The following is a 14107-nucleotide window of genomic DNA, read 5'->3' as shown; positions in this document are numbered from 1 at the left end:
CTCCTTCAAGGCTGGGAAATATCGCGCGTTTCCCGGATTACTCTTTTTCCATTTCGTCATAGGTCTGCTTGGCCAGTTTCAGCGCGTGATTGGCGCGCGGCACACCGGCGTAGATGGCGACATGCTGGAAGGCTTCCAGAACGTCCTCTTTGCTGGCCCCGGTGCGCGCGGTGGCGCGGATATGCATGGGGATTTCCTCGAAATTGCCAAGGGCGGCCAGCAGGGCGAGCGTCAGCATCGACCGTTCCCGGTCGCTGATCCCGTCCGACGCCCAGACCGTGCCCCAGGCCCCTTCGGTGATAAGGGTCTGGAAGGGCGCGTCAAAGTCGGTCTTGGCGGCCTCGGCCCGGTCCACATGGGCATCGCCAAGGATCTTGCGGCGCACGGTCATGCCGGTTTCAAAACGCTCAGACATGGGCGTGCTCCTTCAGGAAATCGGTCAGCAGGGCGGCGTAGGCGGCGGGGTCCTCGACGCATGGAAGGTGGCCTGCGCCGTCGATCACGGTAAAGCGGCTGCCTGCGATCATCGCGGCGGTACCCTGCACCAGATCGGGCGGGCTGGCCCCGTCATCGCTGCCCGCGATGGCCAGCGTGGGAAGGGTCAGGGCCTTCGTGCTCTCGGTCAGATCGGCCCCCGCGATGGCGTGGCAGCAGCCGATATAGCCCTCCACCGGGGTGCGCGTCAGCATGTTGCGCCAGGCGCTCAGCTCGGGCCGGGCGAGGAAGGCGGGGGAAAACCAGCGTTCCATCACCGCATCGGCCAGCGCCTCGATCCCGCCCGCGCGGATCGCGTCGATACGGGCCTGCCACATGGCGGCCTCGCCCATCTTCGCGGCGGTATTGGACAGGACCAGCGCGCGAATGAGGTCAGGCCGGCGCGCGGCCAACCCCTGGCCGATCATGCCGCCGATGGAGAGCCCCACGAAAACGCAATCGGAAATGCCCAACCCGTCCAGCAGCGCCTCGGCGTCGCTGACCAGATCCGCCATCGCATAGGGCGCAGGGGGGCAGTCCGACAGCCCATGCCCGCGCTTGTCGAAGCGGATGATCCGCAGGCCAGAGGGCAGAAGCGGCAGGATCTGGTCCCACAGCCGCAGGTCGGTGCCGAGCGAATTGGCGAAGACCACCGGCACTCCCGCCGGATCGCCATCCTCGCGCCAGTTCAGCTTGACGCCATTTGCCCTGAGGACGCGCATCAGAAGGGCAGCCCCACGTAATTGGTGGCGAAGACCTTCTGCGCATCGGCGTTGTCACGCAGGAATTCCAGGTCGGCGCGCTGCATCTTCAGGTCGAACCCGTTCATGTCGGGGAAGCGGTGCAGCATCATCGTGGTGTTCCAGCTAAAGCGTTCCGCCTTCCAGATTCGCGCCAGAGCCTTTTCGGAATAGCGGTCGATCCCCTCACTGTCCTTCTCCTCGTAGAACTGCATCAGCCCGTGATAGAGGTAATGGATGTCCGAGGCCGCCGTGTTCAGCCCCTTGGCGCCCGTGGGCGGCACGATATGGGCGGCGTCGCCGCAGAGAAACAGCCGGCCCCACCGCATCGGTTCCGTCACGAAACTGCGCAGAGGAGCGATGCTTTTCTCGATCGAGGGGCCGGTGACCAGCGTTTCGGCGGTTTCCGCTGGCAGGCGGCGACGCAGCTCGTCCCAGAACATCTGGTCGGACCAGTCCTCGGCATGATCGGACAGCGAGCACTGGATGTAATAGCGGCTGCGCGTCCAGCTGCGTTGCGAACAGAGCGCGAAGCCCCGTTCGGAGTTGGAATAGATCAGCTCCTCATGCACCGGCGGCGTGTCGGACAGCAGGCCAAGCCAGCCGAAGGGATAAACCTTCTCGTATTCGGTGCGCACGGTCAGCGGGATGGTCTGGCGGCTGACCCCGTGAAACCCGTCGCAGCCCGCCACGAAATCGCAGTCGATGCGCTTTTCGCTGCCCTCATGGGTGAAGGTGACGTAGGGCGCGTCGCTGTCGGCCCCGTTGATCACCACGTTGTCCACCTCGAACAACGTCTTCGCCCCGCAGGCCGCGCGCGCATCATAGAGATCGCGGGTCAGTTCGGTCTGGCCATAGACCAAGACGCTTTCGCCGGTCGTGCCGACGAAATCCACCCGGAACTGATCCTCGCCATAGGCGATGACGGTGCCATCATGGATGATGCTTTCGGCATCCATCCGCTCGGCCACGCCCGCCTCGCGCATCAGGCTCACGAGCCCGGTTTCCAGCACGCCCGCGCGGATGCGGCCAAGCACATAGTCGCGTGTCTTGCGTTCCAGAACCACCGCGTCGATGCCCTTGCGATGCAGAAGCTGCCCCAGCAACAGCCCCGACGGACCGCCCCCGATAATCACCACCTGACTGCGCATGAGATCCTCCCAGAAATCAGACTAGACCTGTTGAACCGGATTTAGCATAACTGTTTATGCGTGAAAAATGACATGTTGGGCATTATGCTTTCCCAAATGGATAACAAAGCGATCCGCAGCCGCATCAAGCTGCGCCATATCCAGTGCTTCACCGAGACCGTGCGGCAAGGCAGCCTGAAACGCGCGGCAGAGCGGCTGAGCCTGACACAGCCCGCGATTTCCAAGACCCTGAAGGAGCTGGAACAGATCCTCGGCAAGACGCTGCTTCTGCGCAGCAGGGCCGGGGTCAGCCTGACGGATGCGGGGCAGGTCTTTGCGCATTTCGCGGATATGAGCCTCTCGGCGCTGGATCATGGGCTCGATGGCATCGCGCAGCTCGATGCGACGGGAAAGCGCGCCGAGATCAGCATCGGCGCGCTTCCTTCCGTCGCGGCGGCCCTGTTGCCCCGTGCGGTGGCAGAGTTCGAACGCCTGTCGCCAAGCGCGTCGCTGCGCGTTCTGGACGGGCCGATTGCCTATCTGGTGGACCAACTGCGCAGCGGTGCCGTGGGGATGGTGATCGGGCGGCTTGGCGATCCGTCGATCATGCAGAACCTGAGCTTTACGCAGCTCTATCAGGAAGAGGTGGATTTCGTGGTGCGCCCCGGCCATCCGCTGCTCGATGCCCCCCGGCTGGAGGATATCGTGAACTGGCCGGTCATCTACCCGCCCGCCGCCGCCGCGATCCGGCCGCTGGTGGAACGGTTTCTGATCGGCCATGGCATCGGTGCGCCGCCGAAGGCGCTGGAAACCGTCTCAGGCGCGTTTGGCCGGGTCTATACCCGCGAAAGCGATGCGGTCTGGATCATCTCTCGCGGGGTGGTCTGGAACGAACTGGCAGAGGGGCGGCTGGTGCGGCTGCCGTTTGAGACCGGGATGACGCGGGGGCCGGTCGGGTTGCTGCGCCGTGAAGATGCGGAACCGGGGGCAGAAGAAGGGCTGTTCGTCACCGCCCTGACCCGGACCATCGCCCAGATGGGGCTGGCGGGCTGATCTTCTTGCGCGGCTCTGCAATGCGGATCGAGTGGCGAAACAGGGCTGACAGGTGCGCGGGAGAGGCGCTAGTCTCTGACTTTCAGGCAGGCGGACAGGTGCCATGACGATCTACAATCTCGGCTCGATCAACATCGACCATTCCTACCGGATGGATCATCTTCCCGCGCCCGGCGAAACCATCGCGGCGCGGGCGCTTCAGACCGGGCTTGGCGGCAAGGGGGCCAATCAATCCATCGCCATTGCCCGCGCGGGCGGGTCCGTGCGCCATATCGGCGCCATCGGGCCGGAAGGGCAGTGGACGGTGGACCGGCTGGCGGCGGATGGGGTGGATGTGTCCTGTGTGGTGCAGGGCGAGGTGCCGACGGGCCATGCCATTATCGCGGTCGATGACGCGGCGGAGAATGCCATTATCCTCTTTCCCGGTGCGAACCGGCAGGTAACAGAGGATCAGGTGGAAACGGCGCTTGGCAGCGCTCAGCCCGGCGACTGGCTGCTTTTGCAGAACGAAACAAGCGCGGGGGTCGAGGCCGCCCGGCTGGCGCGGGGCAGGGGGCTGAAGGTCTGCTATTGCGCCGCCCCCTTTGACCCGGAGGCGGTGCGCGACATCCTGCCGTTTACCGACCTTCTTTCCGTCAACGAGGTGGAGGAGGCACAGCTTCGCACCGCCCTGCCGCAAGGCGCGCTCGACGGGATCGACCTGCTGGTGACCTATGGCAGCCGGGGCGCGGCCTATATCGCGGGCGCGGCGGCAACGCGGGTCGATGCCTTCAAGGTCGTCCCCGTCGACACCACCGGCGCGGGCGATACCTTTTTGGGTTACGCGCTGGCCGGGATAGATGCGGGCCAGCCGTTGGATGTTGCCCTGACCCGCGCCTCGGCGGCGGCGGCCATCCAGGTCACCCGCCCCGGTGCGGCAGAGGCCATTCCCATGGGGGGTGAGGTGGACAGGTTCCTGGCAGAGCGCGGCTAGGGGTGGGGCTGGTCCCGCGCCTCGCGTGGGGTCATGCCGGTCCAGCCCCGAAAGGCGCGGTAGAAGGAATTGGGGTCGCGGAAGGCCAACAGATACGAGATTTCCTCGATGCTCACATCCTCGCGGCGCAGGTAATGCAGCGACAGTTCCGTGCGCGTGGCGTTCAGGATGGTCTGAAAACTGGTGCCTTCGCTGCTCAGCCGCCGGTGCAGGCTGCGGGTGGACAGGCCCAGATGGCTGCCGACCGCATCCGCCGTGGCGCGGCCCGCTGGCAGCATCTCGATCAGCGCAGCCCGCACCCGGTCCGCGCAGGCCTGCCGCGCACCAAGCGCAACGAGATCCCGCCGCAGCCGCGGTTCGAACATCTGCCACAGGTCGTCATCATGGCTGATGAGCGGCAGGTTTGCATCCCGTGGCGCCAGGCGCAGGCCCGAGCCATGCCCGTACCGCACCGGGGTGCCGAGATAACTGTCCAGCCGCGCGCGGTCGCCCTCATAGGCGGGCAGGTCCACCCGGTCGGGCACCACCTGTTCGCCGGTCAGGTTGCGCAGAATGTTGACCAGGAACACAAGCTCGAAGGCCGCAAGGCTGTCGGGCAGGGGATCATGGGGCGACAGCGAGGCAAAGCGCAGGGACAGCCCGTCGAGGTCGCTTTGAAGGGTCAGTCGGAACGGCCCCGCCAGCGGTTTGAACAGCGACAGCCGCTGAAAGCCGATCTCGACGGTCGGGCTACAGGAAAAGGCGAAGAGGGCAGGGATGAACTGGCCCTTGGCAGAGATCATCGCAAGGTCGAACGCCATCTCCGCGCTGCCATGTTCCGTCTCTGCCGCCCGCCACAGGGCAAAGACCTGAGCAGCCGTCGCGCCGCGCCCCTCACTGGCGAAGAAATCGGTTGGCAGACCGGCGCGGGCCAGCACCCGGTCGGAGGGCAGTTTCAGCCCGAGGCAGAGACGCTCCATATGCTTGGCTATGGGGAAACGGTCGGGGGTGGACATAGGCGGCTCCGGGATTGGCAGGGCCAGTATAGGGGCGCAGGCCCTCAGGGGCACTTGCAAATCCTGCCAATCCGGTTGCGAACCCTGCCAGTGTCGCCTCAGCCCGGATCGCCGCCGCTGCCTGCGCTGGCCAGATAGGGCTCCAGGCTGCGGGTGAAGGCGTCGATGAAATCCAGCACAATGGGCGTGCGGCTGCCGGTGGCGGGGCGCAGGATGGTCAGCCGGTGATGGATGGGCGGCGTGAAGGGCCGGATCACCACGCCTTGCCCTTCGAACTGCGCGGCATCCAATGCGCTGACCACGGACGCGCCCATGCCTTCGGCCACGATGGTGCAGGCGGCGGTGAACTGGCGCACCTCGATCCAGGAATTGATCTCGACCCCGTAATTGGAGAACGCCCGGCTTAGCCGGTGAAAGAAGCGGCTGTCGCGGCGGGTGTGGATCATCTTTTCCTCGGCCAGATCAATCGGGGTGATGTGGCTTTTCGCGGCCAGCCGGTGCCCCTTGGGCAGGATGCAGACCGACCGGATCAGCACATCGCTGCTTTCCGTGGCGGGGTGGCCGGGAAAGGCGTCGGTGATGCCGCAATCATATTGCTCGCCGATGATCCATTCGAGGATACGTTCGGGCCGGTCGGGTTCCAGCGTGACCGTGACACCGGGCCGGTCCGCCAGAAAGCGCATCAACACGCCGGGCAGGTGGCTGGTGGCGAACCCCGGCAGGCAGGCGATGCGGATGTGCCCGGCGGTGCGCTCGGTCAGGTCGCGGCGCAGGTCTTCGAGATGCTCCAGCCCGTCCAGTACCCGGCGCACCTCGGTCAGCAGGTAGCGCGACTCACTTGTCGGGTGCAGCAGCCCCTGTCGGCGTTCGAACAGCTCGAAGCCGATGGATTTGGAGAAATCCGACAGCAATCGGCTGACAGCGGGTTGTGACACCCCAAGCGCCTGAGCGGCCTTTGTGACATTGCCCGTTTCCGCCACAGCGCGGAAGGCTTCCAGTTGTCTGAGCTGAAATTTCAATGGGTTATCTTTCTTTCTGCTGCTGCGAAAGCGACTGTTTTCAAACGCAGAATATAATACAATGTTATGAAATGGGACATAAAAAATTCACTTGAATTATTTCCGTCTCTCCCGAAAGCTGCCGCGCATAACTGCTGCATTTCTGTCAGGGAGAGAAGAAATGACCTTCACCAAGACGCTATTGGCGAGTTCCGCCCTCGTTGGCCTGATGGCCGGGGCTGCCGCCGCACAGACCGAGATTCACTGGTGGCACGCCATGGGCGGCGCCAACGGTGAGCGCATCGACCGTATGGCCGCCGAGTTCAACGCCATGCAGTCCGACTACGTGATCGTGCCCACCTACAAGGGCAACTACACCGAGACCATGACCGCCGCCATCGCCGCCTTCCGCGCCGGTGAGCAGCCGCATCTGGTGCAGGTCTTCGAGGTCGGCACCGCCACCATGATGGCCGCAGAGGGCGCGATCTACCCGGTCGAGGAAATGATGGCCGATGCCGGTGAGCCCTTCGATGGCGACGCCTATCTGCCCGCCGTTGTGTCCTATTACCAGACCCCGGAAGGCGAGCTGCTGTCGATGCCCTTCAACAGCTCGTCCCCGGTGATGTGGTATAACGCAGACGCACTGGCCGCCGCCGGCGTCGATGTGCCCACCACCTGGGATGACGTGGAAGCCGTCGCGCAGGCCCTGGTCGACAACGGCATGGCCTGCGGTCTTGCCATCGGCTGGCAGAGCTGGGTGATGATCGAGAACTTCTCGGCCTGGCACGACATGCCCATGGGCACGCAGGAAAACGGCTTTGCCGGGTTTGACACCGAGTTCACCTTCAACACCGAGGCCGTTGCAAACCGTCTTCAGCGTCTTGCCGACATGCAGGAGGGCAACCTCTTCGTCTATGGTGGTCGTCGCGGTGACTCGCTGCCGATGTTCACCAATGGCGAATGCGGCATGTGGATGAACTCTTCGGCCTATTATGGGTCGATGGTCGCACAGGCGGAGTTCGAGTTCGGTCAGACCATGCTGCCGCTGGACACCGATCTTGCGGATGCGCCGCAGAACTCGATCATCGGTGGCGCGACCCTGTGGGCGCTGCGTGGCCATGATGCGGCGGAATACGAGGGTCTGGCCCAGTTCATGACCTACCTGTCCTCGCCCGAGGTGCAGGCCTGGTGGAGCCAGGAAACCGGCTATGTGCCGATCACCACGGCAGCCTACGAGCTGGGGCAGGAGCAGGGCTTCTACGCGGAAAACCCCGGCACCGACACCGCCATCCAGCAGCTTAGCCTGAACGCCCCCACCCCGAATTCCCGTGGCATCCGCTTCGGCAACTTCGTGCAGGTGCGGGATGTGATCAACGAAGAGCTGGAAGCACTGTGGGCCGGTGACCAGACCGCCCAGGAAGCGCTCGACAATGCGGTTGAACGCGGCAACGAGCTGCTGCGCCGCTTCGAGCGGTCCGTGAACTGATCGCGTCCAGCTGACGCGAGAACGCCCGGCGGCTTCATCCAGCCGCCGGGCCTTTCCCTTCCGCACCCGGTTCCTTCCCGATGCTCAAGCGCGTTCACTTCCCGGCGTCCCTGCTGCCCTATCTACTGGTCGCGCCGCAGGTCATCATCACGCTGATCTTCTTCATCTGGCCTGCAAGCCAGGCGGTCTACCAGTCCTTCCTGATCGAGGACGCCTTCGGTTTCTCGACGGAATTCGTCTGGTTCGAGAATTTCGAATACCTGCTGCAGGACGACCATTACCGCGACAGCTTTGGCCGGACGATCTTCTTCTCCGCCGCCGTCGCGTTCCTGTCGATGAGTTTCGCGCTGATCCTCGCGGGCTTTGCCGACCGGGTGATCCGCGGATCGACCACCTACCGCACGCTTCTGATCTGGCCCTACGCGGTGGCGCCGGTTCTGGCCGGGGCGCTGTTCCTGTTCATGTTCAATCCAACCATCGGGATCTTCCCCTATCTGCTTGAAATGGTTGGATATGACTGGAACCACTACCTGAATGGAAGTCAGGCGATGTTCCTTGTGATTATCGCTGCCGCGTGGAAACAGGTGGCCTATAACTTCCTGTTCTACCTTGCCGCCATGCAGTCGATCCCACGCTCGATCATCGAGGCCGCGGCCATCGACGGAGCAGGCCCGATTCGCCGGTTCGCGACGATCATCTTCCCGCTGATTTCGCCCACCACCTTCTTCCTGCTGGTCATCAACGCGGTCTATGCGTTCTTCGAAACCTTCGGGATCATCCATGCGGTCACGCAAGGCGGCCCCGCCAATTCCACCACGACGCTGGTCTACAAGGTCTATAACGACGGCTTCATCGGCCTCGACCTTGGAGGATCGGCGGCACAGTCGGTCATCCTGATGTTCCTGGTCATCGTGATGACGGTGATCCAGTTCCGCTTCATCGAAAAGAGGGTTCAGTACTGATGGTTGAAAATCGTCCCCTCCTGTCGATCCTGGCCCATATCGTGCTGCTACTTGGCGTTGCCATCGTAGCGCTGCCGGTCTGGATCACCTTCGTCGGCGCCAGCCATGAGGCCGAGCGGATGCTGCAAACGCCCATCCCGATGCTGCCCGGCGACCAGTTCTTCGTGAACCTGCGCCAGACGCTGTGGGGATCGGGGCTGGAAGGCACCAATACCGCGCCCGTGTGGATGATGCTGATGAACTCGATGGTCATGGCGCTGATGATCGCCATCGGCAAAATCGCCATTTCGCTGCTGTCGGCCTTCGCCATCGTCTATTTCAAGTTCCCCTTCCGCATGGGGTTCTTCTGGATGATCTTCATCACCCTGATGCTGCCCGTCGAGGTCCGCATCCTGCCCACCTTCGAGGTGATCGCGGACCTTGGCATGCTGAACAGCTATTGGGGCCTGACGGTGCCGCTGATTGCCTCGGCCACGGCCACTTTCATGTTCCGGCAGGTCTTCCTGACCATCCCCGACGAGATGCTGGAAAGTGCCCGGATCGACGGGGCGGGGCCGATGCGGTTCTTCTGGGACATCGTCATCCCGCTGTCGCGCACCAATATCGCGGCGCTTTTCGTGATCCTCTTCATCTATGGCTGGAACCAGTATCTCTGGCCGCTTCTGATCACCACCGACACCGACATGATGACCATCGTGGTTTCGATCAAGCAGATGCTGGAGGCGGCAGAACAGTCGCCCCAGTGGAACATCATCATGATGACGGCCCTTCTGGCCATGATCCCGCCGATCTTCGTGGTGATCGCCATGCAAAAGCTCTTCGTGCAAGGGCTGACCGAGACCGACAAATAGGACGCGCCAAATGGCTGGAATTACGCTCGACTCCCTTACGAAATCCTATGGGCCGACCGAGGTCTTGCATCACATCGGCGCGGACATCGAAGATGGCGAGTTCGTCGTCATCGTTGGCCCCTCGGGTTGCGGCAAGTCCACGCTTCTGCGGATGATCGCGGGGCTGGAAAGCATCACCTCGGGCGAGGTGTTTATCGGCGACAAGATGGTCAACGGGCTGGAACCGGCGGACCGCGACATTGCCATGGTGTTCCAGAACTACGCGCTCTACCCGCATATGACCGTGCGCCAGAACATGGCCTATGGGCTCAAGATCCGCAAAATGCCAAAGGCCGAGATCGACCGCCGCGTACAGGAAGCGGCCGAGATCCTGGAAATCGCGCAGTATCTCGACCGCAAGCCCCGGCAGCTGTCGGGCGGTCAGCGGCAGCGGGTGGCCATGGGCCGCGCCATCGTGCGCGACCCGCAGGTGTTCCTGTTCGATGAGCCGCTGTCCAACCTCGACGCCAAGCTGCGTGTGCAGATGCGGCTGGAGATCCGCAAACTGCAAAAGCGGCTTGGGGTGACGTCGATTTTCGTGACCCACGATCAGGTCGAGGCAATGACGCTTGGCGACCGGCTGATGGTTCTGAACGGCGGCTATGTGGAACAGTTCGGCACTCCGATCGAGCTTTATGAACGCCCCGCTTCCGTCTTCGTGGCGGGCTTCATCGGCAGCCCCGCAATGAATTTCTTCCGCGCGACCGCCGATGGTCTCTCTGTCACGCTTCCCAATGGCGCGGTGGTGCCCACGGCTCAATCCGCGCGCGGCGGTGTGATCTGCGGATTGCGGCCCGAGCATCTTGTACGCGACCCGTCCGGCCCCATCGAAATGGAGGTCGAACTTCTGGAACATCTGGGCGGCGTCACCCTGCTGCATGGGCCGCTTCAGGGCACGGATCAGCAGATGGTGATCAGCCTGGAGGGCATTTCCGAGGTTCAGATCGGTGACAGGCTGCGGTTCTCGCTGCCGCCTGAGCTGGTGCATCTCTTTGACGCCCAGACCGACCGGCGGATCGGCTGAGATGGTGGACCGGCTCTCCCCTCTGCGCCGGGCCCCGGGCATCGTGCGGCTCCATGGGCATCGGGCCGCGCGGGGGGTCTTGCCGGAAAACACGCTGCTGGCCTTTCGCAACACGTTCGATATCGGCGTGCAGGTGGTGGAGCTGGATATCCTCTCCACCCGCGACGGTATTCCGGTCATCACCCACAATCCCCGGCTCATGTCCGCCTCGACCCGCGACGCGGAGGGCAACTGGCTGTCGGGGGAGGGGCCGCGTATCCATGACCTGAGCTATGAAGAGCTGAGCCGATACGATGTGGGCGGGCTGCGCGCGGGCACAGCCTATGCCGCGCGCTATCCCGATCAGGCCTTTCTGAACGGCCTGAGGATTCCACGTTTCGAAGATCTCGCGCGGATACTGGCAGAACCCGCCTATCGGGAGATCTGGCTGAATATCGAGATCAAGAGCCACCCGGACCATCCCGAATTCACGCCGCCGATCCCCGACTATGTCGCCCCGGTGCTGTCGGTCCTGCGCGCGCACGGGCTGGAAGGCAGGGCAATCCTGCAAAGCTTCGACTGGCGGGTGCTGGAGGAGGTGGCGCGCAAGGCGCCCGATCTGCCGCGCTCCTATCTCAGCTACCTGCCGCGTCCCAATCCGCCGATGGATGCGAATGTGTTCGACGGCTCGCCCTGGATCGGATCGGCCCCCTGGGCGCGGTTCGACGGGTCTTTGCCCCGCATGATCTCGCAGATGGGCGGGATGTTCTGGTGTCCCTATCATGAGGATCTGGACCAAGAGGCGGTGGCGCTGGCCCATGATCTGGGACTGATCGTCAACACTTGGACGGTCAACAGCCCCGAGGACATGCATCGTGCCATTGACGCGGGCGTTGATGGGATCATCACCGACTACCCGGCCCGCGCGCAGCGCCTGTTGCTCGACCGGGGCCTGAGCTGGCGCGAAGATGTCCAGCCAATCCGGGCCACGGGCTGAGGGTCCATTTCCTCGATCTGATCGCCGGTGTCGCGCCCGAAGGCGGTGAATCCTCCTGGCCGGGTCAGGCCGCCAGCTCGATCCAGACCGGCACGTGATCCGAGGGCTTTTCCCGCGCGCGGATGTCCTTGTCGATCTGGCACTCCTCCAGCAGATCCGCCGCCTGTGCGCTAAGCAGCAGGTGGTCGATACGGATGCCATCGCTGCGCTGCCACGCGCCGGCCTGGTAGTCCCAGAAGGAATAGTGATCCGGTCCCGCCACACGCGCGCGAAACGCTTCGGTGAAGCCGAGGTTCAGAATGCGGCGATAGGCGGCGCGGCTTTCGGGCCGGGCCAGCGCATCGTCTTTCCAGGCCTCGGGCCGGGCGGCGTCTTCGTCCTGCGGGATGATGTTGTAATCGCCCGCCATCACCACCGGCATTTCCTCGGCCAGCAGCGCCCGCGCCCGCGCCTCCATCCGGGCCATCCACGCGAGCTTGTAGTCGTATTTGGGGCCGGGGCAGGGGTTGCCATTGGGCAGGTACAGCCCGCAGAGCCGCACCGCATGGGCCTCGCCCACCACCGTCGCCTCGATCCAGCGAGCCTGTTCGTCCGCCTCATCGCCGGGCAGGCCGCGCGTGACGTCCTCCAGCGGCAGTTTCGACAGGATCGCCACGCCGTTGAAGCTCTTCTGCCCGTGGGTCTCCACGTTATAGCCGCGTTCCTCGAACATCTCGCGGGGGAAGTTTTCATCCACCGACTTGATCTCCTGCAGCAGCGCCACGTCGGGCTGTGATTCGTCCAGCCAGTCGCACAGCGCCGGATAGCGCGCCTTGATTCCGTTGATGTTGAAGGTGGCGATCTTCATGGCGCGGGTCCTGTTCGTGTTCAATGTACAGATATTGCACTCATTTTTGCCGGTCTGGCCCGCAAAGCCAAGAGGGGTTGCCATTAAAGTGTCAATGTGACACTATTAATTCAAGCGATGTGACCCATAGAGTGGACCAGACCCATGCGTAATTTCCTGACTGTCCTGTTCGTGATCTTCCTGCTCCTGCCGATGCGGGTCATGGCCGATGATGACGCGGCGGCAGAAATTGCTCCGCTGGTCACCGGCGTGGAGATCTCGGCACAACAATAATAACAATAATATCGAGCGACCAGACCCATGATCAGACAGACCGTCCTTATCATCGCCATCCTGCTCGCGCTGCCCTTCGCCGCGCGGGCGCAGGAGGATTCGCTTGTCGCAGGCTACCGCGCCGAGCTGACCGCGCTGCGCGAAGCGGCTGCGTCAACCCCGGCGCTCGGCATCGTGCGGGGTCAGCTCAGCCGCGCCTTCATCGAAAGCGACATCGTCTTTTCCCGCCGCTATCTCGACAATTGGAGCCAGCTTTTACAGGACCGTTGGGCGCAGCATGATACGTTCTTTTCCACCCAGCTTCAGACCCTGAATACCTGGGACGAGGCGCTGACCGAAGGCCGCATTACCCGCGCAGAGGCGGAGGCCGCGCTGGCCCCCGCCATGGAACAGGTCGCGGTGATTGCCGGACATATCCCCGACTGGCTGGAAGACGATGTCGCGCGTATGGCCGAACGTGGCTTGTGGACCGATCTGGCGCAGGAGATCGGCTGTTGCGATGCGCTCTATTACCATGCGCTGTCCGAGGCCGATGCGGTCTGGGGCGTCTCGCTTAGCCCCGATCCGTCGGCGATTGCCGCCTTGCAGATCATCCCCGCCGTGCCAACGCCCGACAGCCCCGATGCGACGACCGCCGACATGGCCTTCGCCTGGCTTGCCTCGCGGGCCGAGGGCCTTGTGGCCGATGGGGCGGCCAGCCCCGCCCGCCGCCGGGCTCTGCTGATCGAGGCGCGTCTGCTGGAAGAGCTGTTCGGCCTGCCCGGTGACGTGCAACTGGAACGCAGCCTGACCACGCTGGCGACCCGCGAGGGCTTTGCCGCGCAGCCGGTTGCGCCGCTAATCCGCATGGCCGCCCTGACCGAACCGGGGCCGCTGCGCGACCTGCTGCTTGGCCATGCCGCCGCCCGGCTGGACAGCCGCGCCGACCACCTGCGCGCCGGGGCCGAGGCCGAAGGGGGCGCGCTCGACCGTATGGTCACCGCCGATGCCAGCCCGACCCGCCAGATGACAGCGTCCAGCAGCGGATATTCCGCAGCGTCCCCGGTGATCCCGCCCTCGACCATGCCCACACCCGCGCCCCTGCCGGAGGCCGCGCGCAATTCGGATGCGGAGGCTGCGGACCTGGTGGATGAGGCCCTTGCCGCGCTATTGCACGCTGGTTCCGGGGCAGGGGATATCAGCCTTTATGTCAGCATCGCCGACATGGCCGAACGCGCCGATGCGCTGATCGGATCGGGCACATCGCTCGGCCTTGTGGAAACCCTGTTGCCCGAAGCGGAGTAGGC

15 protein-coding genes are annotated in these 14107 nt (G+C 64.0%); 9 read left to right on the top strand and 6 right to left on the bottom strand.

What is annotated here, in order from left to right:
• Window positions 1-37 precede the first annotated feature (37 nt).
• Genes pcaC through pobA form a run of 3 tightly spaced genes read right to left on the bottom strand, consistent with a single transcriptional unit; the run spans window position 38 to window position 2365 of the window.
• Entirely contained in the window at window positions 38-415 is a 378-nt protein-coding gene (pcaC, locus tag RBB16_RS06585; RefSeq protein WP_306045404.1) for a 4-carboxymuconolactone decarboxylase, read from the bottom strand.
• Entirely contained in the window at window positions 408-1196 is a 789-nt protein-coding gene (gene pcaD / locus RBB16_RS06580; RefSeq protein ID WP_306045403.1) for a 3-oxoadipate enol-lactonase, read from the bottom strand. Before pcaD ends, pcaC begins: the two co-directional genes overlap by 8 nt.
• A complete protein-coding gene (pobA, locus tag RBB16_RS06575) occupies window positions 1196-2365 on the bottom strand; it encodes a 4-hydroxybenzoate 3-monooxygenase (protein WP_306045402.1) in 1170 nt (389 codons plus the stop codon). Before pobA ends, pcaD begins: the two co-directional genes overlap by 1 nt.
• 96 nt (window positions 2366-2461) lie before the next feature.
• Between pobA and pcaQ the strand changes: the two genes are divergently transcribed.
• Together pcaQ and RBB16_RS06565 are read left to right on the top strand one after the other, a co-directional pair.
• Window positions 2462-3397, top strand: coding sequence for a pca operon transcription factor PcaQ (pcaQ, locus tag RBB16_RS06570; protein WP_306045401.1), 936 nt, complete (start codon window positions 2462-2464; stop codon window positions 3395-3397).
• Window positions 3398-3500: 103 nt separating this feature from the next.
• A complete protein-coding gene (locus RBB16_RS06565; protein WP_306045400.1) occupies window positions 3501-4370 on the top strand; it encodes a ribokinase in 870 nt (289 codons plus the stop codon).
• Here the strand turns inward: RBB16_RS06565 and RBB16_RS06560 are convergent.
• Complete coding sequence (locus tag RBB16_RS06560) at window positions 4367-5365, bottom strand: AraC family transcriptional regulator (RefSeq protein ID WP_306045399.1); 999 nt, start codon at window positions 5363-5365, stop codon at window positions 4367-4369. The genes RBB16_RS06565 and RBB16_RS06560 overlap by 4 nt on opposite strands.
• 98 nt (window positions 5366-5463) lie before the next feature.
• Window positions 5464-6384, bottom strand: a complete 921-nt coding sequence (locus tag RBB16_RS06555) for a LysR substrate-binding domain-containing protein (RefSeq protein WP_306045398.1) — start codon at window positions 6382-6384, stop codon at window positions 5464-5466.
• Window positions 6385-6544: 160 nt separating this feature from the next.
• Here RBB16_RS06555 and ugpB point away from each other — a divergent pair, with 160 nt between their 5' ends.
• From ugpB to RBB16_RS06530, 5 genes are all read left to right on the top strand, one after another.
• A complete protein-coding gene (gene ugpB / locus RBB16_RS06550; protein WP_306045397.1) occupies window positions 6545-7849 on the top strand; it encodes a sn-glycerol-3-phosphate ABC transporter substrate-binding protein UgpB in 1305 nt (434 codons plus the stop codon).
• Window positions 7850-7929: 80 nt separating this feature from the next.
• Window positions 7930-8811 (top strand): sn-glycerol-3-phosphate ABC transporter permease UgpA, encoded by an 882-nt coding sequence (gene ugpA, locus RBB16_RS06545; RefSeq protein WP_127560233.1) that lies wholly within the window; start codon window positions 7930-7932, stop codon window positions 8809-8811.
• Window positions 8811-9662: a sn-glycerol-3-phosphate ABC transporter permease UgpE gene (gene ugpE, locus RBB16_RS06540; protein ID WP_071691457.1), complete on the top strand. Its 852-nt coding sequence runs from the start codon at window positions 8811-8813 to the stop codon at window positions 9660-9662. The genes ugpA and ugpE overlap by 1 nt, the downstream gene beginning before the upstream one ends.
• A gap of 10 nt (window positions 9663-9672) precedes the next feature.
• The gene (locus RBB16_RS06535) at window positions 9673-10725 is read left to right on the top strand and encodes a sn-glycerol-3-phosphate import ATP-binding protein UgpC (RefSeq protein ID WP_306045396.1); all 1053 of its coding nucleotides are present in this window, start codon (window positions 9673-9675) and stop codon (window positions 10723-10725) included.
• The gene (locus RBB16_RS06530) at window positions 10694-11701 is read left to right on the top strand and encodes a glycerophosphodiester phosphodiesterase (protein WP_306045395.1); all 1008 of its coding nucleotides are present in this window, start codon (window positions 10694-10696) and stop codon (window positions 11699-11701) included. The genes RBB16_RS06535 and RBB16_RS06530 overlap by 32 nt, the downstream gene beginning before the upstream one ends.
• A 64-nt stretch (window positions 11702-11765) precedes the next feature.
• Here the strand turns inward: RBB16_RS06530 and xth are convergent, their stop codons facing one another.
• Window positions 11766-12548: an exodeoxyribonuclease III gene (gene xth / locus RBB16_RS06525; RefSeq protein WP_306045394.1), complete on the bottom strand. Its 783-nt coding sequence runs from the start codon at window positions 12546-12548 to the stop codon at window positions 11766-11768.
• A gap of 144 nt (window positions 12549-12692) precedes the next feature.
• Between xth and RBB16_RS06520 the strand changes: the two genes are divergently transcribed.
• Together RBB16_RS06520 and RBB16_RS06515 are read left to right on the top strand one after the other, a co-directional pair.
• On the top strand, window positions 12693-12821 hold the full coding sequence (locus RBB16_RS06520; protein WP_306045393.1) for a hypothetical protein: 129 nt from the start codon (window positions 12693-12695) through the stop codon (window positions 12819-12821).
• 27 nt (window positions 12822-12848) lie between these two features.
• Window positions 12849-14105: a hypothetical protein gene (locus RBB16_RS06515; protein WP_306045392.1), complete on the top strand. Its 1257-nt coding sequence runs from the start codon at window positions 12849-12851 to the stop codon at window positions 14103-14105.
• The last annotated feature ends 2 nt before the right edge of the window (window positions 14106-14107 follow it).

The organism is Nioella sp. MMSF_3534 (assembly GCF_030732985.1).
Taxonomy (GTDB): domain Bacteria; phylum Pseudomonadota; class Alphaproteobacteria; order Rhodobacterales; family Rhodobacteraceae; genus Nioella.
The sequence above is the reverse complement of the archived record's forward strand: the minus strand, read 5'-3'. Positions and strand labels throughout refer to the sequence as shown.